The sequence below is a fragment of the Sorangium sp. So ce124 genome, from assembly GCF_051525235.1.
Classification (GTDB): Bacteria; Myxococcota_A; Polyangia; order Polyangiales; family Polyangiaceae; genus Sorangium; species Sorangium atrum.
This window is the reverse complement of sequence record NZ_CP150312.1, coordinates 4,097,542-4,123,153: the sequence shown is the minus strand read 5'-3', so window position 1 is coordinate 4,123,153 and position 25,612 is coordinate 4,097,542. Positions and strand designations below refer to the sequence as shown.

Annotated in this window: 17 protein-coding genes; 5 read left to right on the top strand and 12 right to left on the bottom strand. The window is 74.3% G+C overall.

Annotation, left to right across the window (positions count from 1 at the left end; translation table 11 throughout):
- Positions 1-48: 48 nt before the first annotated feature.
- The 4 genes from WMF19_RS15620 to WMF19_RS15605 form a co-directional block, all read right to left on the bottom strand.
- Positions 49-2,199 (bottom strand): SWIM zinc finger family protein, encoded by a 2,151-nt coding sequence (locus WMF19_RS15620; protein ID WP_437899823.1) that lies wholly within the window; start codon positions 2,197-2,199, stop codon positions 49-51.
- A complete protein-coding gene (locus WMF19_RS15615) occupies positions 2,196-3,905 on the bottom strand; it encodes a hypothetical protein (protein WP_437899822.1) in 1,710 nt (569 codons plus the stop codon). Before WMF19_RS15615 ends, WMF19_RS15620 begins: the two co-directional genes overlap by 4 nt.
- A 119-nt stretch (positions 3,906-4,024) precedes the next feature.
- Positions 4,025-5,146 carry a Kazal-type serine protease inhibitor family protein gene (locus tag WMF19_RS15610; protein WP_437899821.1) on the bottom strand — a complete coding sequence of 374 codons (1,122 nt, stop codon included), beginning with the start codon at positions 5,144-5,146 and terminating at the stop codon, positions 4,025-4,027.
- Positions 5,147-5,288: 142 nt separating this feature from the next.
- Positions 5,289-6,008, bottom strand: a complete 720-nt coding sequence (locus WMF19_RS15605) for a hypothetical protein (protein ID WP_437899820.1) — start codon at positions 6,006-6,008, stop codon at positions 5,289-5,291.
- A gap of 131 nt (positions 6,009-6,139) precedes the next feature.
- On the opposite strand from WMF19_RS15605, the gene WMF19_RS15600 reads away from it, so the two are divergent.
- From WMF19_RS15600 to WMF19_RS15590, 3 genes are all read left to right on the top strand, one after another.
- Positions 6,140-11,221, top strand: coding sequence for a sigma 54-interacting transcriptional regulator (locus WMF19_RS15600; protein ID WP_437899819.1), 5,082 nt, complete (start codon positions 6,140-6,142; stop codon positions 11,219-11,221).
- Between the two features lie 343 nt (positions 11,222-11,564).
- Positions 11,565-12,008 carry a BON domain-containing protein gene (locus WMF19_RS15595; RefSeq protein WP_437329366.1) on the top strand — a complete coding sequence of 148 codons (444 nt, stop codon included), beginning with the start codon at positions 11,565-11,567 and terminating at the stop codon, positions 12,006-12,008.
- Positions 12,009-12,039: 31 nt separating this feature from the next.
- Positions 12,040-12,585: a DUF3341 domain-containing protein gene (locus tag WMF19_RS15590; RefSeq protein WP_272103636.1), complete on the top strand. Its 546-nt coding sequence runs from the start codon at positions 12,040-12,042 to the stop codon at positions 12,583-12,585.
- A 112-nt stretch (positions 12,586-12,697) separates the two neighbouring features.
- Here WMF19_RS15590 and WMF19_RS15585 read toward each other — a convergent pair whose 3' ends face one another.
- Positions 12,698-13,297 (bottom strand): cysteine hydrolase family protein, encoded by a 600-nt coding sequence (locus WMF19_RS15585; protein WP_272103634.1) that lies wholly within the window; start codon positions 13,295-13,297, stop codon positions 12,698-12,700.
- Between the two features lie 266 nt (positions 13,298-13,563).
- Between WMF19_RS15585 and WMF19_RS15580 the strand changes: the two genes are divergently transcribed.
- Together WMF19_RS15580 and WMF19_RS15575 are read left to right on the top strand one after the other, a co-directional pair.
- Positions 13,564-14,514 (top strand): Ku protein, encoded by a 951-nt coding sequence (locus WMF19_RS15580; RefSeq protein ID WP_437899818.1) that lies wholly within the window; start codon positions 13,564-13,566, stop codon positions 14,512-14,514.
- A 72-nt stretch (positions 14,515-14,586) separates the two neighbouring features.
- On the top strand, positions 14,587-15,789 hold the full coding sequence (locus tag WMF19_RS15575; RefSeq protein ID WP_437899817.1) for a putative sensor domain DACNV-containing protein: 1,203 nt from the start codon (positions 14,587-14,589) through the stop codon (positions 15,787-15,789).
- A gap of 40 nt (positions 15,790-15,829) precedes the next feature.
- Here WMF19_RS15575 and cheB read toward each other — a convergent pair whose 3' ends face one another.
- From cheB to WMF19_RS15540, 7 genes are read right to left on the bottom strand one after another with little or no spacing between them, the layout of a single operon-like run.
- Positions 15,830-16,861: a chemotaxis-specific protein-glutamate methyltransferase CheB gene (cheB, locus tag WMF19_RS15570; RefSeq protein WP_437899815.1), complete on the bottom strand. Its 1,032-nt coding sequence runs from the start codon at positions 16,859-16,861 to the stop codon at positions 15,830-15,832.
- Positions 16,858-17,688, bottom strand: a complete 831-nt coding sequence (locus WMF19_RS15565; RefSeq protein ID WP_437899814.1) for a CheR family methyltransferase — start codon at positions 17,686-17,688, stop codon at positions 16,858-16,860. Before WMF19_RS15565 ends, cheB begins: the two co-directional genes overlap by 4 nt.
- A gap of 10 nt (positions 17,689-17,698) precedes the next feature.
- A complete protein-coding gene (locus tag WMF19_RS15560) occupies positions 17,699-20,056 on the bottom strand; it encodes a HEAT repeat domain-containing protein (protein WP_437899813.1) in 2,358 nt (785 codons plus the stop codon).
- Positions 20,053-22,602, bottom strand: a complete 2,550-nt coding sequence (locus WMF19_RS15555; protein ID WP_437899812.1) for a methyl-accepting chemotaxis protein — start codon at positions 22,600-22,602, stop codon at positions 20,053-20,055. Before WMF19_RS15555 ends, WMF19_RS15560 begins: the two co-directional genes overlap by 4 nt.
- A complete protein-coding gene (locus WMF19_RS15550) occupies positions 22,592-23,029 on the bottom strand; it encodes a chemotaxis protein CheW (protein ID WP_437329358.1) in 438 nt (145 codons plus the stop codon). The genes WMF19_RS15555 and WMF19_RS15550 overlap by 11 nt, the downstream gene beginning before the upstream one ends.
- Positions 23,026-25,092 (bottom strand): chemotaxis protein CheA, encoded by a 2,067-nt coding sequence (locus tag WMF19_RS15545; RefSeq protein WP_437899811.1) that lies wholly within the window; start codon positions 25,090-25,092, stop codon positions 23,026-23,028. The genes WMF19_RS15550 and WMF19_RS15545 overlap by 4 nt, the downstream gene beginning before the upstream one ends.
- Positions 25,089-25,472, bottom strand: a complete 384-nt coding sequence (locus WMF19_RS15540) for a response regulator transcription factor (protein WP_437329356.1) — start codon at positions 25,470-25,472, stop codon at positions 25,089-25,091. Before WMF19_RS15540 ends, WMF19_RS15545 begins: the two co-directional genes overlap by 4 nt.
- Positions 25,473-25,612 lie beyond the last annotated feature (140 nt).

Genomic DNA, 25,612 nt, shown 5'->3' with positions numbered 1-25,612 from the left:
GCGGACGGATCTCCTTGCAGGGCTGGACTCTCGGATCCTGGGTGAACCTCACGTCGTCGATCGCCTGGCGACGAGCCACGCGAGGCCCACCACCGCGGCGGGGCTCGCCTTGAACTGGTCAGCGACGCGCCGGATCTCGACGAGCACGTCCGCGTGGACCGGGAGCGTCCTGATGACCGGCGCGCGGAGCTCGCGCGCGCGGAGCGCCCGCTCCGCCTCCGGACCGCCCAGCGCGAGGGCCTCGACCCAGGAGCGGCAGCCCTGGATGCGCTCGAACGCGAGATCCCACGACGCCTCGACGACCTCCGCGAGCCCCACCCGCTGGGCGGCCGCGGCGCGCTCGATCTCGACGAGGAGCTCCGCGGGGAACGGCACGGCCTCGCCTCGCGGGGCGGCCGTCGCCGCCCTCGCGCCGCGCGCAGCGGACGCCGCCTGCCCCGGCGGCTCCGGAGGCTGCTGCGAGGGCGCCGCGTCGCCGCGACCGGACAGGTGGAGCTTGACCGCGAGCAGGTGCCGGCACGGCCCCGCGCGCAGCCGGTTCTTGTAGAAGTACGAGCAGCTGCACTTCGCCTTCTTGATCGCGCCGTCGGTGTCGAGGAGCAGCTCGCAGCTCGTCGCCTTGGCCCTGGCCATGACGACGCGGCGGCCGCCGGAGAGCGTCTCTTCCCGCGCGATCTCCACGCCGCCCCGGGCGATGCGCCGGCCCTCCGCGAGCTCCGGGGGCTCGGGGCCGAGCAGCGCGTCGGAGAGGGCGACCGGCATCACCGGGCGGCAGCGATAACACTCCGCGGCGTGGTCGTAAACCACCTGCCCCTGCTTCGCGGCGAGGTGCAGCGCGCTGCGAAGCGCGCCGTCCGGCGCGCCCATCGACACGGCGAGCTCGCCGTAGGACGCGCGCCGGACCATCTCGAGGTGGCGCGCGACCCGGTCCGCCAGCTGCGCGTCCGGGGTGAAGGCGTCCGCCATGACGTCGAGGTGAGAGCCCGAGGTCCAGTCGTTCGCCGTCCAGCCCGAGAGCGCGAGGGTGAAGCGCATCTCGCCCATGAAGACGATCCAAAGGCTCGGCAGCCCGGAGCCGAGCAGCCGCACCTCGATCCGATCGGCCAGCGGCAAGAGCCGCGCGAGCACTTCGATGCGGCGCCTCCCCCACACCTTGATCTCCTCGGTCGCCTCCGCCGCCGGCGCGCCCCTCGGCGCCCCGGAGCGGTACGGGCCGAGCCCTCCCCCGCCCGCCGCGGGCCCCACGGCCACGGGGACATCGTCGCAGGTGACGCCGCGGCACGGGATGGAGACGCCCCACGGGTCGAGCACGAGGATCGGCGCCTTGCCCGGCGTGAGCTGGAAGCGCAGGCTGCGCGGGCCCGTGCGCTCGCGGTGCCGGTCGAGGTGCGCGAGCAGCGAGTAGACCGCCTCCACGGGGACCTCGACCCTCCGGCACGGGAGGCACATCGCCGCCTGCAGCTGGCCGAAGCCGCGCAGCCACGAGGGCGGGAGATCGATCTTCTCCTCGCGGTAGTCGCCGCGGCCCTCCACGGCGACCTCGAAGCCTGTCGGATCGACGAGGAGCCGCGTCGGCCGGTAGCTGCGGAGCGTCTGGAAGTGCTCGTAGAGCGCGAGCGAGTAGTCGACGTTCGTCGTGCCGAGGCCGGCGTCCTGCGCGCCACGGAAGGCGTCGCGATCGACCGAGAGGCAGCCGTAGCTCGACTCGTCCTTGGAGAAGCACTCGAAGAAGACGACGTCGGGCGCGACCGTCACGACCGGATCGCAGGGGACGAGGTGGCGGAAGAGCTGCGGATCGCTCTTCGCAAGCTCGTTCGCCCAGCGGACACGCGCCCCCCAGTAGAGCTTGTGCATCTTCCGGAAGTCGGCCTCGAGGTTCCGCGGAAGCGGCGCGTTCCCGAGGCGCGCGAGCTCGGCCTTCATGGCCTCGCCGTGGATCTCCCGGCGGAGCCGGGCCTCGCGCTCGGCCTCCTGCTGCTTCCACGCCTCGTGGGCGGAGCGATCCTTCGGCAGGCGCCGCAGGTCGCCCACGACGACGTCGTGGAGGGCGCTCATCGCCTCGCGGAAGCGCACCGGCCGCGCGAGCTCTCCGTCGAAGAAGACCCTGGGGCGCGCGAGGTTGGGCGCGAAGCTGAGGGCGGCGCCGCCGCCGAGCTCCTTCATGCCGCTCTTGCCGAGGTAGCGGAGATCGAAGCTCACGCCGCGTCCTCCCCCTCGAACAGCCGGAGCTCCGGGAGCCTGCGCGCGATGGCGTCGCGCAGCGCGGGGGCGCGGAACGCGGCGCGGGCGAGCGCGCCGAGGGCGGCGCGACGCTCGGGCGCGCGCACGCTGCGGAGCGCGACGCCGAGCAGCGGCAGGAGCGCGTCCGCCTCGCCGGGCCGGGCGACCACGCGGTCCGCGATCTGCCGGACGACCGCGCGCTTGTCGCGCGCGCCGCCGTGGACGGCGAGCAGCGCCGCCGCCCAGACGTGCCGCAGCGCCTCGGGCGAGAAGGCCGCCTTGCGGGCGGCGAGGTGCCGGATCAGGAACGCGCGGGCGTCCGCGTGGGGCGTCTCGGCCAGCGCGGCCCACAGGCCGGTGTCGTCGCGGAAGCGGGCGTCGGCCTCGAACAGCTCGAGCGCGCGGGCGCGGACGTCCTCGTGGCGGGAGTCCAGGAGATCGCGCACGTGCTCGGCCCGGCCGTGGGGCGAGCGCCCGAGCACCTCGATGAGCCACGCGACCGCCTCCTCCCGCACGCGAGGGGCGACCGCCGTCGCGAGGCGCGCGATCGTGTCGAGATCCGCTGCAGTCTCGACGGGCTTCGTCCTCGCCCAGCGGAGGCCGAGCTCCGCGACCGGCGCGGCGCGCGCGCAAGCGAGGCCCACGCACTCGGCGAGCGAGAGCCGCGCCGGCGCCACATGCTCGACAACCGCCTCGCAGAGGAAGGCGAGCGCCGCGGCGTTCTCGGTCTGGAGCAGCGAGAGCCAGTCCGAGATCGGCAGGCTCCCGAGGCCCGGCATCTGGCGAAGCAGGCCGGCGGCGAAGGTCTGCACCTCGTCGTGCGGGCTCTCGAGGAGCGCTCGCACGCGGGCGAGCGACAGGCCGCGGAGCTCGGCGGCGTAGGCGCGCTCGAGGAGCCCGACGGCGAACGCCCGGACGGTGCGGCTCCTCGCGGCCGTGACCAGGCCGAGCACCTCGTCGAAGGCGCCCTGCCACGCCTCGGGGTAGATGGGCGCGGGCTCGAGCTCGGCGAGGGCGGCGCCCTCCGCGAGGCGGACGCCGCGCGGGAGCCGATCGAGGGCGGGCGAGCCCCAGTAGAGCGCGTGGAGCAGCCCCCAGGCGTCGAGCAGGCGCTCGGGCCTGTCGAGGTGCTCGTCGCGGTAGAGCGCGAGCGCGGCGCGGATCGCGCGGCCGTAGCGGGCGGCGTCGCGCCGGCCGAGCCGCCGGAAGTAGCGGAACGCGCGGCGCCGCAGGTAGTGGCGCGTCCGCATCGAGAAGCGCGGCGACTCGATGTCGCCCTTCGGGAGGCTGACCGGCACGCCGGTGTCGCTGACGAGGCAGGGCTCGTCGCTGGAGGTCCTGGTCACCCAGTCGTAGCGGGTCACCTTGACGAGCTTGCGGCGGACGAGGCGATCGAAGGCGACCATGAAGCGGCCGACGATCTCGTCGTCTCCCGCCTGCTCGGCGAGCTTGTAAAGGACCTTGACGAGGCCGCGGTGGTGCGGCCTGTCGCAGCCGTCGTCGATGTAGCGGAGCAGCGCGCGGCGCGCGAACGGGCGCCGGTCCGCGTACCAGCGCGGGGCGAGCGCCTTCAGCTTCCGGCCCGCCTCCGACGCGAGCACCTCGTCCACGAACCGGTCGTCGCCGGCCTCGAAGTGCTCGTCGAGGAGGAGCGTCGACGCTGTCTGGGATCGAGCGGCGCTCATGCGCCGCAGGATGCTAGGGAACCGGCCCGGAGCCGGTCAAGGGGGGCGCCGCCGCGCCGCGCGTCGCGCGAGGGGGGTGTCGCGCGACGCGCGGCGCGGTCGGCGCCTACGATACCGCCTTACCGGCGCTCGGCGCACTCGCCGCGCGACACGACCGACACGCCCGCCGCGTGCGCGAAGCACTCGTTGCCGTACGTGTTGTCGTCGCAGCCGCAGACCGGGTCGTACTGCTCGGTGCACGCCTCCGGGATGGTCTGGCAGGTGCCCGTCTGATCAGCCGCGCCGCACATGGCCTCGATGCTGTAGTTGCAGAACTCGCCCTTGTCGCACGCGAAGCCAGCCAGGCCGCCGCAGATCTTCCCCGCAGGCGCGCACTCGCCCTTCGACGCGACCGACACGCTCGCCGAGGCGGCGGCGCAGGCGTTGCTGTACGTCTGGCCGTCGCAGCCGCAGACCGGGTTGTACTCGAGCGTGCACGCCTCCGGGATGGGCGTGCAGGTCCCCGGCCCGTCCCACGCGCCGCACTCGACCTCGGGCGCGAAGTTGCAGAACTCGCCCTTCTCGCACGTCCAGCCGCCGCGGGTGCCGCACGCCTTGCCCTCTTCCGGAGGCGGCGCGCACTCGCCGCTCGACGCGACCGAGACGCCCGCCGCGTTCGCGGTGCACGCGTTGCCGTACGTGTTGCCGTCACAGCCGCAGACCGGGTTGTACTCCCTGGTGCACGCGCCCGGCGTGGGCAGGCAGGTGCCCGTCATGTCGCCCGCGCCGCACTGGGCGTCGGGCGCGAAGTCACAGAAGTACCCGTCCTTGCAGGAGAGGCCGAGGAGGCCGCCGCAGGTATCCCCCGGAGGAGGCGCGCACTCGCCGACCGACGACACCGACGTGCCCGCCGCGTTCGCCATGCACTCGTTGCCGTACGTGTTGCCGTCACAGCCGCAGACCGGCCTGTACTCCTTCGTGCACGCGCCCGGCGTGGGCTGACAGGTGCCCGTCTGATCGGCCGCGCCGCACATGGCGTCGAGCTCGTAGTCGCAGAAAAGGCCCTTCTTGCAGGAGAGGCCGAGGAGGCCGCCGCAGGCCTTGCCCTGCCCGCCGCCGCCGCCCTTCACCTCCGCCGAGTCGGAGGCGGTGCTGTCGTCGGCGATCTCCACGTGACAGCCCGCGGCGAGCGGGAGCATCGAAAGCGCGAGCCAGAGGAAGGATCCGATACGGCTGCTCTTGATACGATTCTGGACGTTCATGTGTTCCTCCAAAAGAGCCCCGCCGTCCCCGGCGAGGCGATAGACATCCACGAGCCCCTCCCCTCCAGAGGAAGGGGCGCCTCGCGCCGCGCGCAGTACGTCGAGCGCGGCGCGCGAGTTCGTTGTTCGTCTCCCCGACCGCTCAGTCGGGGAGCGTCAATGTCACGGCGCGGCGCCCAGGCTCCGGCGCCGTGACCTCGAGGAAGAGCACGTCCTCGCGCTCCACCCCTTCACCGTCCGCGCGCACCGTGACGACGGCGGACTCGCCCGCCGGCACCACGAAGGCCTCCGCCGGGCTGAACCCGAACGGCCCTGCGCCCCGGCGCAAGCGCGGCGCGCCGATGGCGACATCCTCGGCGCACGAATTGCGGACGACCACGTCGCCTTCGCCGGCCTCGAGCGAGACCCACGCGGCGGGCTCGATCGTGAGGCAAGGCAGGTGCGCCAGCATCGTCCGCGTCGCGTCGATGGGCTCCCCCGTGAGCTGCAGATCCACCGGCTCCGACCGGCGCTCGCCCTGCTTCACCTGGATCCGCAGGACCTGCTCCGTCGACGCGTCCACCGCGGCCACGAAGCTGCCGTCGGCCTTGATCTCCGCGACGACGGGCGCGTCGGCGCTGTCGAGGTTCGTCACCAGGACCACGCCCTCCGCCGGCTCGACCGCGCCAGGCTCCCCCTTGAGGAAGACCTGTTGCCGCAAGACCGTGGGGTCGCCCGAGACGCCGACGAGCCCCGTATCCAGGATCGGCTCGTGGACCGGCGGGCTCGGCTGCGGGCTCACGACACAGCCGCCAAGCAGCACCCCGAGGAGCGTCGCGACGCGCGCGCCCCGCCGTCCTCGGTGTCCGTATGTCGTCTGCATCGCCATGCCGGTCATTAGAGCAAACCTGGTGCCGAATGAAAAAGGACGGAAATCGACGCGAAATCCAAGGCACAAGTGTCTCATAGAGTGTCTCACTGTCTCAGATGGCACATCCGTGAGACACTGCGCGGGTGAGCCAAGCCGAAGGGACCCTGCTCGCCCGCCGCTACCGCCTGATCCGTCCCCTGGGGCGGGGGGGCCTGGCCACGGCGTGGCTCGCGCGCGACGAGGCGCTCGGGCGGGACCTGTGCCTCAAGCTGCTCGGCCACGCGCGCACGGCGGAGCGGGCGGCGTTCCGCGGCGAGTTCAGGATGCTGGCGGGGCTCTTCCATCCGCACCTCGTCCGGGTGCTCGACTTCGGCATGCTCCGGGAGACCGGCGAGCCGCGCTTCTACTTCACGTCGGAGGCGGTGCTGGGCGCGCCGCTCGACGAGTACGTGACAGGCCGGCGCTTCGAGGACGCGCGGGCCGCGATCGTGGACGTGCTCGACGCGCTCCGGTTCCTCCACCGCGCGCGCATCCGCCACGGCGACGTGAAGCCGGCCAACATCCTCGTCGGGGCCTCGGGGCGCGCGGTCCTGATCGACCTGTCGTGCGCGGCGCGGCTCGGGGGGAGGCCCGACGACGGCGTCTCCGGCACCCGGGGCTACCTCGCGCCCGAGGTGATCCGCGGCGAGCCGGCCGACGGGCGCGCGGACCTGTTCTCGCTGGGCCGCACGCTCGAGGCGATCGCGCCGCTGTTCGCGGAGCCGCTGCCGGAGGCGATCGGCGCGCTCGCAAAGCGCCTCGTGCGGTCCGAGCCGCGCGACCGCCCGGCCGACGCGGGCGAGGTGCTCGACTGGGTGGGCGCCACGCCGCGCGCCCTGGCTCCGCCGCCGCCGGAGCCGCCCCACCTCGTCGGGCGCGAGGGTGAGCTGCGCGCGGTCGCCGAGGCGCTCGCCGCGCTCGAGCGAGGCGAGCGCGGCCCGCGCGTCTGCGTGATCTCCGGGGAGCCAGGCTGCGGGAAGAGCCGCCTCCTCCGCGAGGCGACGTGGAGCGCCGAGCTCCGGATGGAGGCCGTGGAGGGCTTCGCCAGGGCCAGCGCGCCGGTGGCCTCGATGCTGCGCCGCGCGACCGGCGAGGAGGCGCTCCCCTCCGGCGCGCTGGGCGCCCTGCGCGCGCACGAGCGCCTGACGCGCGCGCGAGGAGGAGGAGGCGGCGACGCGGGGGCCGGGCCGCTGGTGCTCGTGCTCGACGACGCCGACGAGGTGAGCGGGGCGGACCGGGAGATGCTCGAGGCGCTCGCCCGCCTGCTCGGCCCTGAGGATCCGGTCCTGCTCCTCGCCGCCGAGCGTGTCCCGCACGGCGGGGGCCGCGCGCCGCTCGCCGCGGTGGCCGCCGAGGCGGGGCGGAGCGCGCGCGAGGTCGCGCTGCCGCCGCTCGGGCGCGAGGCGGTGCAGCGCTGGATGGACGACATCGGCCTGGGCGACGCGACGGAGGTCGTGCTGCGCGCGAGCGCGGGGTGGCCGGCCGATCTCGTGGTGATCGCGGGGCGGCTCGCCGAGAGCGGGGACGTGGCGGGGCTCGACGCGACGACGCCCGGGGCGAGCGCGCGCTACGCGCTGCGGCTGCGGGGCCTCGGGCGGCCGCTGCGGGACGCGGTGGCGACGCTGGCCGTGCGGGGCGGCGCGGTCGCCGACGAGGAGCTGCCGCCGCTCGATCTCCCGGTCGCGCACCTGGCCGAGCTCGCCGCCCGCGGCGTCGCTGCGCGCACCGCGGGGGGGTGGACGCTGACGCGCGCCGGGCCGATCGCCGCCCTCCTCTGCGCGCTCGGCGGCGAGGTGGTCCGCGCGGCGCACGCGCGGGCGGCCGCCGCCCTGCCGGCGCACGCCGAGCAGCGGGCGCTGCACCTCGCGCTGTCGGGCGACGCGGCGGCCGCCGAGCGCCTGTTCCTCGAGCGGCGCGCGGAGCGCGAGGCGGATCCAACGCCGTGGGCCGCGACCGCGGAGGCGCTGCTCGAGGCGGCGACGTCGGCGGAGGCGCGGCTCGAGATCGCGTCCACCCTCCAGCGCGCCGGCCGCGCGGCGCGGGCGCGCGAGGTGCTGGAGCACCTGCTCGCGAGCGACGAGGCCGGAGCGCTCGGCGCGCGGCGCGCGCAGGCGCTCGTCCGGCTCGGCGCGTGCCTGCTGGAGCTGGGCGACCCCACGGCGGCGCTCGCGCGGCTCGACGAGGCCGAGCGGGTCGAGCAGGCCGGCGGGGAGGGCTCGGCGTCATCGTCCACGCCGCGCGAGCGCGCGGCCCTCGCCGATCTCGCGAGCCGGGCGCTCTTGCGGCTCGGATCCCACGCGGAGGCGCGGGCGCGCGCCGAGCCGGCGCTCGCGTTGTGCGACGAGCCGGAGGTGCTGGCGAGCCTCCACGAGGACGTCGGCGTCGCGGCGAGCTACCTCGGCGAGCGCCGGCTCGCGGGCCTGCACCTCGGGCTCGCCGCCGGGCTGCACCGCGATCGGCGCGCGCCGAGGGCGCTGGTGCGGGCGCTGTCGTACCAGGCGATCGACGCCTTCCGGGCCGGGGAGGTCGAGGCGTCGCTCGTGGGGTACCGGCAGGCGCTGGCGACCGCGGAGGAGCACGGGCTCGGCGACCTGGTGGCGCGCTGCAGCCTCAACGTGGGTACGGCGTGCCACCAGTCGGGCGAGCTCGGGGAAGCGCTCGCCGCTTACGAGCGCGGGGCGCGGCTCGCTTCCGCCCTGGGCCAGGCGGACCTGGTCCTCGTCCTCGATTTCGATCTGGCGAAGCTCTGGGCGGACGTGGGGGCGTTCGAGCGGGCCGCCCGCGTCGCCTCGCGGGTGGAGGCGGAGGCCGCGCGGCGGGGCGCGCCGTTCTTCGCGGCGGCGGCGGCCTCGGTCCTCGGGGACTGCGCGCTCGCGGCCGGCGACGCCGAGGAGGCGGCGCGCTGCTTCGAGCGGTCGCGGCGCGGCTTCGAGGCGCAGGGGGCGCAGCGGGAGGTGGTGGAGGAGGAGCTGGAGCTCTGCCGGGCCCACCTCGCGCGGGGCGCGGCGGGCGACGCGCGCGCCGCGCTGGGCCGGGCGCGCGAGCACGGAGCCGCCCGGGAGGCGCCCGACCTCGGGGCGCGCGCGGCGCTGCTGGAGGGGCGGCTCGCGCTGCTCGACGGCGAGGGCGACGGCAACCTCGGTCAGGGCGGTTCCGACCTGGGCGGTTTCAGCCTCATCGGTCAGCCCAACCTCGGTCAGCCCAACCTCGGTCAGGGCAGCCCCAACCTCGGTCAGCCCAACCTCGGTCAGGGCAGCCCCAACCTCGGTCAGCCCAACCTCGGTCAGGACCTCGCCGCTGCCCGGGAGCGCCTCGAGCGCGCCCTCGGCCTCGCCGAGCGCGCGGCGCAGCCCGACCTCGCCGCGGACGTCCGCCTGGCCCTGGCCGAGGCCCACGAGCTCGCAGGCGAGCCCGAGGCCGCCGCGGCGCAGCGGGAGCGCGCGACCGCCGCCTGGACCGCCATGGCGCGCTCGCTGCCGGAGGCGCTGCAGCACGCCTTCTGGACACACCCCCGGCGCCGCGCGGCCCAGCCGGCGCGCGCGCCCGCGGCGGCCGAGCCCGCGGCGCAACCGGCGGCGGAGCGCACGGCCAAGCTCGAGCGGCTCCTCGCTGTGTTCCGCAGGCTCAACTCCTCCGTCGAGATCGCCGACATCCTCGCGATGGCGATGGACGCCGCGATCGACCTCACGGCCGCGGAGCGCGGGTTCCTGCTGATCGAGCAGCCGGGCGGCGAGCTGCGCGTGGCGGTCGCGCGCAACGTCGACCGGGAGAAGGTCGGCAGGAGCCACCTCAAGTTCAGCTACGGCATCGCCGAGCGCGCGATCGCGACGCAGGAGCCCGTGGTCACCGTGGACGCCCAGGAGGACCCACGCTTCCACGAGCACGCGTCGGTGCACGCGATGAGGCTCAGGTCCGTGATCGCCGTGCCGATCCGCTCGCCGGACGGCGTGCTCGGCGCGCTCTACCTCGACAACCGCTTCCGGCGCGCGCGCTTCGCGCCGGAGGACGTCGACCTGCTCCTCGCCTTCGCCGACCAGGTCGCGCTCGCGCTGCGCAACGCGCGGCTCGTCGACGATCTGCGCCGCCGCACCGTGGAGCTCGAGGCCGAGCGGCGCCGCGTCGAGGAGCTCCTGCGCGGCCAGGCCGCGGAGATCGACCGTCTGCAGGAGCAGGTGCTCGTCCGCCAGCAGGCGCTGGAGCACCGCTACGATTACGGCGCCATCGTGGGGCGCGGCCCCGCGCTCCGCGCTGTGTTCGCGACGCTCGACCGCGTGGTCGAGGCGCCGGTCAACGTGCTCGTGACGGGCGAGAGCGGCACCGGCAAGGAGCTCGTCGCGCGCGCCATCCACTTCGCCGGCCCGCGGAAGAGCGGCCCGTTCATGGGGATCAACTGCGCAGCGCTCCCCGCCGCGCTGCTCGAGTCGGAGCTCTTCGGCCACGTCCGCGGCGCGTTCACGGGGGCCGACAGGGACCGGACCGGCCTCGTGGTCGCGGCGCGCGGCGGCACGCTCTTCCTCGACGAGCTGGGCGAGATGCCGCTCGAGGTGCAGGCGAAGCTGCTCCGGGTGCTCCAGGAGCGGGAGGTGCGCCCGGTGGGCAGCGCCGAGGCCGTGCGCGTGGACTTCCGCCTCGTCTGCGCGACGAACCGCGATCTCCTGGCCGAGGCCGCGCGCGGGCGCTTCCGCGAGGACCTCTACTACCGCGTCGCCGTGGTGCAGATCCGGCTCCCGGCGCTGCGCGATCGCCTGGAGGACCTGCCGGAGCTCGCGCTCCACTTCGTGCGCCGCGCCGCCGAGCAGCTGGGCCGCCCGGCGCCGCACCTGTCCCACGAGGCGCTGCGGCGGCTCGGCCAGCACGGCTGGCCCGGCAACGTGCGCGAGCTGGAGAACGTGATCACGAAGGCGGTCGTGCTCTGCGACGGCCGCAGGATCGGCCCCGACGACGTGGACCTGCCCCGCGCGCAGGAAGGCGGCGGCCGCGGCGCGCTGCGACCGCCGCGCGACGAGCGCGCCGCGCTGCTCGCCGCGCTCGAGCGGACCGGCTGGAACGCGCTGCAGGCCGCGCGCGAGGCGGGCATGTCGAGAGCGACGTTCTACCGGAAGCTGCGGAGGCTTGGAATCGAACGCCCGATCGAACCGCCCATCGCACGCACGACCGAACGGCCGAAAGGCGCCCGCGACGATTGAGCCCCTCCTCCAGCGCGGGCCCGATCCGGTGCTGACGACTGGCGCTCTCGACGACGTCCGTCACAGGCGTACACACGCGCCGTCCTCCGCCCCCTAGCGCGATTTCTCCCCTTCTGACATCGCCGGCACGGGGCAGTTCGCCCCACTTGGGGCAGTCCGGCCTCTTTCCAGTCATGAGCTTGCCAGCCGCGCGCCGCCGCAGGGAAGAGCCACCCACGGTACGGCGTGAAAAAAGGCATCTCCTCCTCCGGCGTGACGGGGATCATGCTCCGCCGTGGCCACGGCCGCGCACCGACAGGCGCTCTCCACCAGGGATGGCCCGGGCCTTGCGAGGGCGGCGGGCATGAACACAGCAAAATACCTCCTGCTGATGCCTCTCTCGCTCGCCGCTGCGGCCGGCTGCGATCGAGCGGAAGGCACGACTCGCTCGGACGGCAATCCCGCGGTGCCGGGCGAGATCGCCCAGCGGGCGAACAACCCCACGCCGACGGCCGCCGACAACACGGGCAAGAACGATCGCGATCGCGATCCCGCCGCGCTGACCCCCGGGGACCAGGGCGAGAACGAGGCCGATCGCACGATCACCCAGAAGATCCGGCAGGCGGTGGTCGCGAACGACACGCTCTCGATGAGCGCGAAGAACGTCAAGATCATCACGACGGGGCAGGTGGTGACGCTGCGCGGCCCGGTGAAGAGCGACAAGGAGAAGGCCGATATCGGCGCGATCGCCCTCGGGATCCCGGGTGTGCAGAAGGTCGATAACCAGCTCGAAGTCGACGTTGACTGAACCGAATCGAACGGTCCGAAAGGAAGACACCATGGCAACGAAGAAAGCGGTCCTTGGCCTCGTGAGCACGCTCGCTCAGGCAGACATCATCGTCGGCGATCTGCAGCGCGCCGGCTTCATGACAGGCGACATCTCGGCGCTGTTCCCCGACAAGCACGGGACGCGGGACTTCGCGCACGAGAAGCACACGAAGGCGCCCGAGGGCGCGACGGCGGGCGCCAGCGCGGGCGGCGCGGTCGGCGGGACCATCGGGCTGCTCGCGGGCATCGGCGCCCTCGCCATCCCGGGGCTCGGGCCCTTCATCGCCGCCGGCCCCATCATGGCCGCGCTGAGCGGCGCCGCGGCCGGCGCCGCGCTCGGCGGCGTGACCGGCGCCCTGATCGGGCTCGGCATCCCCGAGGTCGAGGCCAAGCAGTACGAGGGGAAGATCAAGGGCGGCAATATCCTCATCTCCGTCCACGTCAACGACAGCAACGAGCGCGCGCTCGCCAAGCAGATCCTGGAGCGCAGCGGCGCGACCGACATCGCGGTCCTCACCGAAGAGGGGATCTCGTCGAAGCAGAAGGCCGTCGCCTGAGCGCGACGCTCTTTCTTCCCACGCTTCCCACGTGACCTCGGGCAGCTGCCCGCCTGCACGCTTCCCACGTGACCTCGGGCAGCTGCCCGCCTGACGCCGCGCGCCGGCGGCCTCAGGCGGGCAGCCGCTCGAGGTCGAGCTCGTCCGACGGCGTGATGTCGGCCTTGAGGAAGCGCTGCATCTGCCGGAGCGCATGGCCGTTGTCCTCCTCCGTCTCGGAGGCGGTGCAGTCCGACGGGACGAACAGCCGGTAATCGCGCATGTAGGCGTCGTTCGCCGTGAACAGGACGCAGATGTTCCCCGCCATGCCGGTGAGGAGGAGCGTCTGCGCGCCGAGCGACTCGAGCAAGATCTCCAGCGTGGTGCCGTAGAAGCCGGAGTGCTTGGGCTTGAGCACGAAATAATCGTCCTCTCCAGGCCGCAGTAGCGCCGCGATCTCGCGGCCGCGGACGCCCTCTTCCAGGCAGTGCTCGATCTGACGGTGGAAGTTGGATTGCCAGCGGCCGAAGTTGTCGTTCACGTAGACCGCCGGAATGCCGGCGTCACGACACCGCTGCTTCAGCGCCCGGACGCGGTGAGCCATCGGGAGCGCGTGGGCGAGCAGCCGGTCGCCTCCCGGGAAGTCCAGATCGTTGATCACGTCGATGAGGAGCAGCGCTGTCCGGCTCTCGTCCGGCGCGGCGCCGTGAAGGTCGTGGGAACGCCGAGGCATGTCACGCGGGTTATACAGCGGGCCAAGGCGCGTGGGGCAGCGATCACCACCGATCGGCGCCGCGCCCGGTCCGCCGTGGCGAAACGCGACCTCGGCTGTGGCAGCGCGGGGCGGGAGGAGCAGGCTCCGCGATGCCCCCGGGCGGCCGGGACGGGCGCGCGGCGCAGGCTCCGCGAGGGCGCGTCGTCGGCCGCCGGCTTGCATTGCTCGCCATGACGGACCTGGCGCGGGCCCCTCGGGTCGCCGCCCGGGTCGAAGGAGCGCACATGCCTCGCAGCATCTGGAAAGGGAGTATCAGCTTCGGGCTCGTGCAGATCCCGGTGGCCCTCTACCCCGCCGAGGAGCCCGACGAGCTCCACTTCACGCAGCTCGACAGGCGCACCATGGCGCCGATCCGCTATGAGCGCGTGAACCGGGAGACGGGCGAGCCGGTGAGCTGGGACGATATCGTCCGCGGCTATCCCTACGAGAAAGACGAGTATGTCGTCCTGTCCGACGAGGACCTGCGCCGCGCGAACGTGGAGGCGACGCAGACCGTGGACATCCTCGACTTCGTCGACGCCTCGGAGATCGACCCGATGTACTACGATAAACCGTATTTCCTCGCTCCTGCGTCCCAGAACGGCAAGAAGCGATCGCCGGTGACGGCGTATGTCCTCCTGCGCGAGGCGCTGCGGAAGACGGGCAAGGTCGGTATCGCGAAGGTCGTGATCCGGACGCGCGAGCACATCGCCGCGGTGAGGCCGCACGGCAGAGGGCTCGTGCTGAACCTGCTCCGGTTCGCGCACGAGCTCCGCTCCGACGAGGAGCTCGACCTGCCCGAGATGGACGCCAAGGGAAAGGGGCTCGGCAAGCGGGAGCTGGAGATGGCGGAGCGGCTGGTGGCCGAGATGGCCACCGCCTGGGAGCCGGAGAAATACAAGGATGAGTACCGCGACGACGTGATGAAGCTCATCGAGAAGAAGGTGAAATCCGGCCGCACGACCGCCCCAGCGGAGCCCGTGGAGGAAGAGCGCGAGCGCCGCGCCACTGGCACGGTGGACCTCATCGCGCTGCTCAAGAAGAGCCTCGGGCAGAAGGGCGCGAAGGCCGCGAACGACGAGGCGAAAAACGGCGCGAAAAACGACAGACCAGCGCCGGAAGAGGGCGGCAAATCCAGGGCGCGGAAGGCGGAGACCCCGAAGCGGAAGGGCGGCAGCTCGCGTCGGGCCGCGTAGCGAGCACGGCGAGGCGGTCCGCGCGCCGCCCGCCGGGCTGTTCGGGGGCGCGGAGGAGGGTAGAGCGAGCTCATGCGCCCCAAGTATCCGGCGGACGTCACGGCGGCTTTCCTCGAGCTGCAAGGGCAGGCCCCGCTCGCGGCGCAGAAGCTGGCTCCGGGCGCCCGCGTCGCCCCCGACGAGGCGCCGCCCTCCTTCGCCGCGATCCTGACGCAGCTGATCGAGACGCTGTTCTTCGCGTCCATGGCGACGGAGGAGGGGCGGCTCAACCCGATCGGCGTCGTGTTCGCCGAGCGCCTCGCCGAGTTCGAGTCCGGAGAGCCCGCGTGGGATCTCGTGCGGTTCGGGTCCCTGGTGGCGTTCGACGCGGAGCACCTGGCCAACCTGGCTCCGGCGAGCGCGTGGCCGCGCTCCTTCCTGGCCGTGGTGCCGATCGAGGGGTCGCTCGCCGTCGCCGGCATCGCGGTGCCGCACGGCCGGCCGTCGTTCGCGCTCGATCAGCTCGTGCGCGTCGTCGCCCCGAAGCCCGGCGTCGTGGCCGTGTACCGCGGCGAATGGGAGGTCGTCCGATACGAGCGCGGCGCCGTGCGGACGTGGATGCCCAAGAACCGGCCGCTGCTCGACTCCATCGAGCGGACCGTCGCGCGGGACCAGGCGAGCGCGCTCGCCCGCAACGTGCGCGGCTATCTGCTGCGCATCGTCGAGGGGATGGTCGAGCTCGGCCGCGGCGGGCTCCTGGTCGTACTGGGACCGGGCGAGGGCCTGCCGCAGCTCTTCGGTGAAGAGGGCAATCAGCTCGACACCGAGGTCAAGCGGCTGACCCCTGCCCTGTGCCTCGGTTCGGCCATCCTCGACCTCGCCGGCGCGCACGAGCCCCACCTGACGGACGGGCAATGCCAGCCGTCCGGGGGAAGGCCAGCGGCGAGCGAATCGGAGCACGCGCTCCAGCGGTCCGAGCGCGTCAGCCGGCTGCTCGAGCTCATCGTCCGGCTGACGACCGTCGATGGCGCGGTCGTGATGAGCCACGCCCTCGACGTGCTCGCGTTCGGCGCGAAGCTGCCGCCTCCGCGGGCGATCATCTCCGAGGTCTTTGCCGCCACGCCCGACCAGCGGATGGACGCGAGCTTGAGCCTCGACGCGCGAGGCACCCGCCACCGCGCGGCCGCGGCGTTCGTCGCGGGGTACCCGGAGCGGATCGCCTTCATCGTCTCCCAGGACGGCAACGCGGCGACGTTCCAGGAGATCGAGGGGAAGGTCGTCTACTGGCCGCTGTGACGAGGCGCGCCGCGCGATGTGCGATGTGCGACGTGCGACGTCAGAGATGCCGCAGGATGGCCGCAGGCATCTGATCGATCGGCGCCGCGGCCGCGGCGAGCCCGGCCTCCAGCACGCGGCGGGGCATGCCGTAAACGACGCAGGACGACTCGGCCTCGGCGAGGATCCTCCCGCCCGCCGCGCGGATCGCCCGGGAGCCCTCCAGGCCGTCGTCCCCCATGCCCGTCAGCACGACCCCGAGGACGCCCGGCCCGAACTCGGCCGCGGCGCTGGCGAACAGCAGATCCACCGACGGGCAGTAGAGGGACGAGTCGGCCGTCGCCACGAAGCGGACGCTCGCGCGCGTTAGGTCGCGCCGGACCTCGATGTGCGTCCCCCCGCGCGCGAGGACCACGAGCCCGGGCCGGAGCGGGAGATCGTCCGACGCCTCGACGATCGAGAGCGCGCTCGCGTCGTCCAGGCGGCGCGCCAGCGATTCCGTGTAGCCAGGCGGGATGTGCAGCGCGACGACGATCGGGGCCGGGAACTCTGCGGGCATCGCCGCGAAGAGCCGCGTCAGCGCCAGAGGGCCGCCGGTCGACGCGCCGATCACGACGACCCGCGTGCGCGAGAGCGCCGGGATCGCGCCAGGCGCGGGCGGCGCGGGCGGCGGCTCTGCGCGGTGGATCTTGGCCTCGGCGGCGGCGAGCACCTTGCGGACCAGCTCGTCCGCGAGGCCGAAGAGGCGATCGGTCGCGAGCGCCGTCGGCTTCTCGACGAGATCGGTCGCGCCTTCCTGGAGCGCCCTGACGCCGAGATTGCTGTCCGCTTCGGCGCTGCTGACGACGATCACCCGCGGCGCACCCTCGCGCGGCAATGACGCGAGCACGCCGAGGCCGTCGAGGTTCGGCATCACGAGATCCAGAGTGACGACATCCGGCTTGTAGCGCGCGATCTTCTCAAGCGCGTCCAGGCCGTCCATGGCCGTGTCGACGACATCGATCGAGGAGCTCGCGTTGAGGACCTGCCGCAGCACCTTGCGCACGAAGGCCGAGTCGTCGACCACGAGCACGCGGACCGCAGGGCGCCTCATCGCTCCGCGTTCCGGTAGAGGAACACGCCGCCCCGCTCCTCGCAGGAGAGCGCGGTGCCGAGCCTGAAGAGCGACTCGGAGACCCCGACCAGGAGGATCCCGCCCGCGGAGAGCGCCCCCGCGAGGTTCTTGACCACCCACCGCGCCGTGTTGTCGTGGAAGTAGATGAGCACGTTGCGGCAGATCACGACGTCGAGCTGCCCAAGCGACGCGACCTGGGGCGCGTCGAGCAGGTTGATCCGCCGCCAGTCGATCGCCCGCCTGAGGTCGGCGCTCACGACGACGCGATCGGGCGTCACCTGCAACCACCGCTCGGCGAACGGAGGCGGCGGGGCGTTGCTCCGGAGCGAGCGGGGCCCGAGCACGCCGGCCTGGGCCCGCGAGAGCGCCCGCGCGCTGATGTCGCTCGCGATGAGCTCGACCCTGTCGAGCAGGCCCCGATCGGCCAGGAGCATCGCGAGCGTGAACGGCTCCTCGCCGCTCGAGCAGGCCGCCGACCAGATCCGCGGCCGGCCGCCCGCCGCCACGCGCGGCGCGATGAACTCCGAGACCGCGAGCTCGAGCTGCGCGAACTCGCGGAAGAAGTACGTCTCGCCCACGACCAGCCCGTCGATCAGCGCGTCCATCTCGGCCGCGCCCGCCGGGTCGTAGCGGAGGAAGTAGTAGTAATCGAGCAGCGAGTCGAAGCCGGCGTCGATGGCGCGCGCCGACAGCTTGTCGCCGAGCAGCTCGCGATCGGCCACGTCGTAGTAGAGGCCGAGCTTCTCGGCGACGAGCGCGCTGAAGATCGCGAAGACCTGCGGAGAGATGGGGAGGCGGCTCGTCATGCCCACGGGATCAGGCCCACTGCGCGAGGACCGACGCGGACACGCGCCGCACCTCGGGATCTGGATCGGTCCGCGCGGCGCGCTCGACCGCCGCGAAGCCCTCGCGGGTGGCCACCGCGGCGAGCGTCGTGGCGGCCGCCTTCCGCGCCGGCGCGCGCGGCAGCCGGAGCGCCTCGAGGAGCGCGGCGTGCGCCCCGGGGAGCCGCATCCGCGCGAGCGCCGCGGTCAGGAGCGGCGAGAGCTCGTCGTCCGCCGTGCCCAGGGCGTCGAGGATGCCCTGGATGCGGCCCGGCACGGGGGTCGACAGCGCGGCGAGGAGCGGGCCCTGCGCCCGCGATGTGACGAGCAGCGCGACGAGCGTCCTCGTCGCCTCGGCGCCTGGCCGCCCCGCGATGAAGCTGGTCGCGGCCGTACGCACGCTCTCGTCGGGGTCGCCCGCCGCTTGCACGAGCGCCGGCAGGACCTCGGGCGACGAGAAGCCGGAGATCGCCGAGACCGCGACCAGCCGGGTCGCCACGTCCGGGGACGAGAGCGCGCCGAGCAACGTCGGCAGCGACGCCTCCCGCCCGGCGATGCCGAGCCCGATCAGCGCCGACCGCCGCATGTCCGTGTCGCCGTCCCGGGCCGCCTGCTCCAGCGCCGCGAGCGCGAGATCGCCCTTGATCCCCGACAGCGCCTCGATCGCCGCCACGCGCACCTGGCCGCTCTCGTCCCGGAGCCGCTCGGCGATGACCCCTGCCGCCGCCTCCCACCCGAGCTTCCCCAGCGACTGGCAGGCGTAGTACCGGACCCATGCGTCGCCGTCGCGGAGCCCCGCGAGGAGCGCGTCGATCACGCGAGGATCCCGGCGCGACTGCCCGAGCGCCCGCATCGCCACGGCCCGGATCCGCGCCGTGGGATCGGCCGCGACAGCGACGAGCGCGTCGAGCGCCGCCGGCGCCGCGAGGGACGCGAGGCCATGGATCGCCTGCTCGCGCGCCCGCACGTCGGGGTCGCAGAGGCCGTCGAGGAAGACCGGCAGCGCCGACGCAGGCGCGAGGTGCCCGAGGATCCGGAGGGCCGTCCGCCGCGCGGCCGGGGTCCCTTCGTGGGCCGCCGCGAGCGCGAGCCCCTCGACGTCCGGGCCGCCGAGGCCCTGGATCGCGGTCGTCGCGGCGTGGACCACGCGGGGGCTCGGGTCGTCGAGGACCTGGAACAGCGCGCGCGCCGAGCCGGGCTCCGCGATGCGCGCGAGCGCGTCGCACGCCGCCGCGCGGACCTCCGCGTCCGGATCGGCGAGGCAGCGCTCCACGTCGCCCGCCGCCGCGACGCCCCGGACGAGCGGCAGGAGCAGGAGCCTGCGCGGGCTGTCGCCGTCGCGCAGCGCCGCGAGCACCCGGGGATCCGCGCTCCGCGAGAGCTGGCCGAGCGCCTCCGCGGCGGCGCTCGCGACGGGAGGACCGGCGTCGAGCAGGCGCGTCAGCTCGAGCAGGGCGTCGTCGCCCCCGATCGCGCCGAGCACGCTGCAGAGGGCGGCCTGCTCGGCCGGATCCGCGCCCGCGAGGCTCTGGGAGAGCCGCCGCGCCACGCCGGGCGCCGGCGCCTCGCTCCGGAGCGCCTCGTCGATCGGCGCGGCCGTCCCGTAGCGCTCGCGGTACCGCTCGCGCAGCTCGGCGAGCGCCGCCGCGGCGACGCGCACGACGCCGTCGCTCGGCCGCCCGAGGAGGCGCACCAGCGGCGCCACGGCGCCGCGGCTGCCGGTGCGGCCGAGCGCCCGCGCCGCCTCGAGCACGTAGCGAGGATCATCGAGGAGGACCGCCAGCGGCCCGGTCGCGCGCGGGTCGCCGCTCCGGCCCAGCACGTCGATCGCCGGGAAGACACGGAAGAAATTCCCGCTGGAAACAGCCTCCACGAGCGAGTCGACCGCGGACCTGCCGCCGACCCGGCCGAGCGCCTCGATCGCGGCGACCGCGACGTTGTCGTCGGGGTGCGACGTGAGCTCCGCGAGCCGGGAGACGGCCTTCGCGCTGCCGCGGCGGCCGAGGATCTGCGCCGCGTCGGCGACGAGCGCGGGGCGAGGATCCAGGCTCAGCGCGAGCACGGCGGCGTCGACGTCGCCCAGCGACGCGACGAGCGCGTCGACCGTGGCGGCGATGCGCGCCTCGCTGTCGCGCCGGGTGGAGAGGCACGCGCACAAGGGGTGGACCGCCGCATCGCCGAGCGCGGCGAGCGACGCGACCACGGCCCGCCGCACGGTCCAGCTCGGATCCGCGAGCATCTCGATGAGCGCAGGCGCCCCCGGAGGCCCCGAGGCGGCGAGCCGCTCGACCTGCTCGACGCGCTGCCGCTCCGCGTCCGAGACGGCGAGCGCGGGGCGCCGGGCGATCACGCTGTCTCCGGCGGCGCGGGGTGCTGCGTCCCGTTCGCCTTGATGTGGGCGACGGCGTGGGCGACCGTGGCGACGACGCCCGCGACCGCGTCCGCGTGCTCCGCGCTCGCCTGCCGGATCCTGCCGAGCTGCTCGAGCACCTGGCCTGCGTCGCTCGCGATCGCGCCGGTGTCCCTCGCGTGCCTGGCCGTGGAGGCGAGCAGCTCCCGGACCGGATCGCGCAGCCGCGAGAGCGAGGCGGCGTGCTGCTCGCTCCGGGTCGAGAGCTCAGAGGCCCCCTTCTCGGCGGCCTGGAGCGACGCCGTGTGCCGGTTCGCGCCCGACGCGAGGGCCATGACGACCTCCGCCTGATCGGCCACGGCCCGCGCCGTCTGCCTGGCGATCCGGCGCACGGACTCCCCCTCCTTCGCCAGGGCCGCCGTCGCCTTGCCCTGGTCCGCCGTCGCGGCGGTCACCGCCGCCGCGAGCCGCGCGACCTGGCGGGCGGACGCCTCCAGCTGCTTCGCGGCCCGCGCCTGCTCGCCGATGCCCCGCGCCGACTGGACCGACAGCCGCCGGATGTCGTCCATCGCGCGCGCGATCTCGGTCGCGCCGCCCGCCTGCTCCGCGAGGCCGGCGACCATGCGCTGCGACGCGCCCGTGACGTCCTGCGTGAGCGCCGTGATCCCGGCCAGGGTGCGGGTCTGCTCGACCATGGCGGCGCTGGTCTGCTGGGTCAGCGCGCGCATCTGCGCGGCGGCCTTGGCGAGCTGCGACGCCCCTGTCGCCTGCTCGTCCATCGCCCGCGACACCCGCTCGGCGGTGGACGTCAGCTGCGCGTTGGCCTTCACGGCGTCCCGCAGCGCGCGCGCCTGCTCGGCGGTCGCGTCCTTCGTCTGCCGGGCCATGCGCCGCATCTCGGCGCTGCCCTGCGCGAGCGCCTGGATCGCCCTGGTCTGCTCGGCCGCAGAGCGCGCGACCGTCTTGCCCTCGTCGCTCATGCGCGACGCGGTCTGGGTCAGGGAGGCCACCGCCTGCACCTGCTCCACGTTCGCCCGGTCGATGTCGCGGATCGAGCGGCCGAGCTCCTCGACCCCCTGCAGGATGGACGTGAGCGCCCGATCGGCGTCGCTCGCGAGCCGGGTCCCCTCGTCCGCGACCTTGACGCCCTCGCTCGAGGCGGCCACCGCCTCCCGGGCGCTCGCCTGGAGCGCGCGGACGATCTTGGCGATCTCGGCGCTCGAGACGGCGGCCCGATCGGCGAGGTTGCGGATCTCCTCGGCGACGACGGCGAAGCCGCGGCCGTGCTCCCCGGCGCGCGCGGCCTCGATGCTGGCGTTGAGCGAGAGGAGGTTCGTGCGATCGGCGATCAGGTTGATGGTCTGGACGATGTCGCCGATCTCCTCCGCCCGCTTGCCCATCTCCTTCATGACCGACGCGGAGTCGGCCATCGCCTGCCGGATGCTCCCGAGCCCGGCGATGGACCTGCCGACCGTCGCGGCGCCCTGGCGCGCGGTCGCGACCCCCTGCTCGGCGGTCGCGCGCGCGGTCTCGACGATGGCGACGATCCGCCGCGTCGAGGCCTCGACCTGCGACGACGTGGCGGCGTTGCCGGCCGCGAGCCCGCTGATCTGCTCGGCGCTCTGCGCGACCTGCTGCGCGGTCCGCGCGAGCTGCTCGGCGGCGACCGCGTTCGCCTCGATGGTCGCCGCGCTCTTCTCGGCGGTGGCCGCGACCTCCTCGACCGAGCTCGCGATCTCCGTGATCGTGCTCGCGGTCGTCGACGCGCTCCCGTCGAGCGCCCTCGCGCTCTCGGCCACCCCGCGGATCGACCGCGCCATCTGCTCGGCGGTCGCCGCGGTCTCCTCGACCGCGCTCGCCATCTCGATCGCGTCCTTCGCGACGCGATCGAGGGAGCCGCTCACGCCCACGACGGCCCCGGCCATGCTCGAGATCTGCGCCCCGACCCCCTTGGCGTCGGCCGAGAGGCGCGCGACGCCCTTCGACATCTCCTCGATGGTGGCCCCGATCTCCTCGATGGCCGCGGCGTTGCTCTCGCCGCGGGCCGCCGCCTCGTCGGCCGATCCGCTCGTCACGGAGACCGCGCCGAGGAGCTCCTCGCTGGAGGACGCGAGCTCCTCGGCGCTGGCGCTCACCGCCTTCACCGAGCGGGCCATCTCCTCGAGCGCGACCGCGGTCGTGTCCGCCGAGGCGGCGAGCGTATCGGCGTCGCCCTTCACGCTCGCGAGCGCGGGGGCGAGCGCGCCGATGCCGCCCGCCATGCCCTCGGTCCCCCTCACGACCTCGACGACGGCGTCGCCCACCCGCTGCCCTGTGCGGGCGAGCGCCTGCGCGGCCGCGCCGGCCTCCTCGATCTCGCCCGCGAGCGCCCCCGCCATGGCCCCCTGCTCCCTGCCGGCGGTGGCCTGCTCGGCGCCGAGGGCGGCGAGCCGCGCGGCTGCCTGCTCGACGCCGGCGACGGTCGCGACCGCCTGACGGAGCGCGCGCTCGGTCTGCTCCGCCCGCGCGAGCGCGCCATCGATGTCCGCGATTGCATCAGCTGCCATGATCCTGCTCCTCACCGATGATCCTGCCGACGTCGACGAGCATGACGAGGCGCTCCCCGATCTTCGCGACGGCCCTGACGAACCCGGCGCTCTCCTCCGCCATGACCTCGGGGGGCGACCGCAGCTCGCCCTCGGCGATGTTGACGACCTCGCGCGCGCTGTCCACCAGGAGGCCCACGGTGCGGCCGCCGTGCTGGACGACGATGACACGCGAGTCGAGCGTCGGCTCCGCGCTCGGGAGCCCGAAGCGGACGCGCAGATCCACGACCGGGACCACGCGGCCCCGGATCTGCACCAGGCCGCCGACGTACGATCGCGTCCCCGGCACCCGGGTCGCCCCGGCGAACGACTCCATGTGGAGCACGTCCGCCGCCGAGATGACGTACTCGGTGTCCGCCACCTTCAGGACCACGTGCAGCTCGCTCACGAGGCCACCCGGACGAGCGCGCCGCGGCCGCCGCGGCCGGCGGAGAGCCTGCCGCTGAGGGTCACGAGGTCCAGGACGAGCGTGGGGCGCCCATCGCCGAGATCCGTCGAGCCAGACACGCCCGGCACCCTGACGAGCGGGTCCTCGAGCGGCCGCACGACCACCTCTTGCTGGCCGATCACGCGGGTCACGCCGAACGCGAAGGGCGCGCCGTGGCGACGGACGACGAGCGCCCTGCGCGCGGGCGAGGCCCCGGTCTCGAAGAGGGCGCCGAGGTCGACGAGGGGCACGACCTCGCCACGGCGCTCGATCAACCTGGTCCCGCCGCGCGCTTCGCCCGCGGCTGGCAACCTGGTCCCTCCGCGCGCTTCGCCCGGGGCCGGGCCGCGGATGATGCGGGCGGCATCGATCTCCAAGACCTCCTCGACGCCCGCGACGGGCGTCACGAACAGCTGGTCACCGCACAGGAAGGAGAAGGCGTCCACGATGGTCAACGTGAGCGGGATCCGGAGGGTGAAGGTGGTGCCCGCGCCGGGCGACGTGCTCACCGAGAGCTCGCCGCTGAGCTGCTCCACCGCGATGCGGCGCACGATGTCCATCCCGAGCCCGCGACCGCTGGTCTTCGTGGCCTGGTCGAGCGTCGACAGCCCAGGGAGCGTGATGAGGTCGAGCAGCGCCGCGTCGCTCTCGGGCGCGGGGCGGCCGGCCCGCCTCGCCACCAGCGCGCGATCGATGCCGCGGCCGTCGTCGGCGACGCTGAGCTCGAGCTGATTGCTGGAGCGCTCGAAGCAGGAGACCCGGACGACGCCCTCCTCGGGCTTGCCGAGGCGCCGCCGCTCGGCGGGCGGCTCGATGGCGTGGTCGACGGCGTTCCGGAGCAGGTGCACGATCGCAGGGAAGACGCGCTCCGCGACCGCCTTGTCGAGCTCGGCCTTGCCGGCGTCGATCTCGAGCCGGGCCTGCTTGCCGGTCGCGCGGCCGAGGCCGCGAACGACCAGCGGCACGCGCTCGAGGAGCTCCTTCACGGAGATCATGCGCGCGCGCATGATGGCGGCGCGGAGGTCGCGCAGCGTCCGGTCGTGCTCGCGCAGGATCTCCGACAGATCGCGGGTGTCGACCCCCCGGGCGCGCAGCTCGGCGGCCGCCCGCGCGAGCCGGAACCGCGTGACGACGAGCGCCGACAGCTTGTCGAGCGCGTCGTCGAGGCGCGCCACCTCGACGCGGACGACGCCTCGGAGCTGGGGCTCCTGGTCCACCGGCTCGTCCGGCTCGCGCTCCGCCAGGGCCGCGACGGCCGGCGGGACGGGGGGCTCCACCGTGAGCGCGCGGACGCCATCCGCCGCCGCCGCGCGCGCGACCTCCTCGTCGGGCGCGCTCGTGAGGACGAGGAGCGCGAAGACGATGCCGCCCGGCGCCCCATCGCCGGCCGGCACCGAGAGCGGGACGACCTTGACGATCTCGGCGAGCTTGCCGACGCGCTCGCGGACGGTCGTGATGTTCACCCCCTCGGCGGTGCGCGCCGGCGAGGGGGTGAAGTCGACCCGCAGCGCGCGCCGCCCGCCGGCCACGCCCTGCGCGAGCTGCACCCGCTCGCCGGGCCCGAGCTTCGCGAGGATCTCGGGATCGGCGCCGATCGTCGGCACGGGCGGCGACGGCGCGGCGGCGAGATCGAGCGCGGTGAGCGCGGCGAGGAGCTCCGGCGCCGCCGGCAGCACCGGCTTGCCCTCGGCGAGCGCCCGGGCCCGCTCCTCGATGGCCCGGAGCCCGCGGAGCAGCACCTCGATCGACGAGGCGGAGAGGCTCCCGGCCGCCCGGTCCGCCGCCCGGAGCACGGTCTCCATCGCGTGGGCGAGATCCACGATCGGCTCCACGCCGACCATGGCGGAGAGGCCCTTGATGGTGTGAAGGGCGCGGAAGAGCTCCCGGATCGGCCTGGGGCTCGACTCGCCGGCGCGGAGGGCCGCCTCGACGGCGAGGAGGTTGGCCGTCGACGCGGAGAGGTGCTCTTCCACCTCGACGAGGTAGCCGGCCACGAACTCGTTTACATCGAGCGCGCCGGTCATCCGGCGCCGGCGACGTCGTCCTGCAGGAGCGCGCGCACGCTGGCCAGGATGGCGTCAGGAGTGAAGGGCTTCGTCATGAACTCGGACGCCCCCGCGGCGAGCGTGCGGGCACGGGACTCCTCATCACCCCGGGTCGTCACCACCAGGATCGGCAGGCTCCGCAGCCTGTCTTGACCCCGGATGAACTCGATCACCTCGAGTCCCCCGATATCGGGCATATTCAGGTCGAGCACCACGAGATCGAACGGCCTGAGCGAGAGCGTCTCAATCGCCTCGAGCCCGCTCGCCGCGTGCGCGAACCCGTGCTGCTCTGCCCGCAGGCAGGCCACCACCATTTCGCGCATCACCCTGCTGTCATCGACGACGAGGATCTCTGCCACAGCGGTGCTCGGTCGAGGGAATAGCCTCTCCGAACACGAGGTGTCAATCGCGCCTGTGCGTCCGAGGGAGAATCAGGGAACTCCCGTCAGCCCCGCCCCGAGCTCCGGTTCCCCGGCTCGGGCGAGCAGCGCGCCGGCCG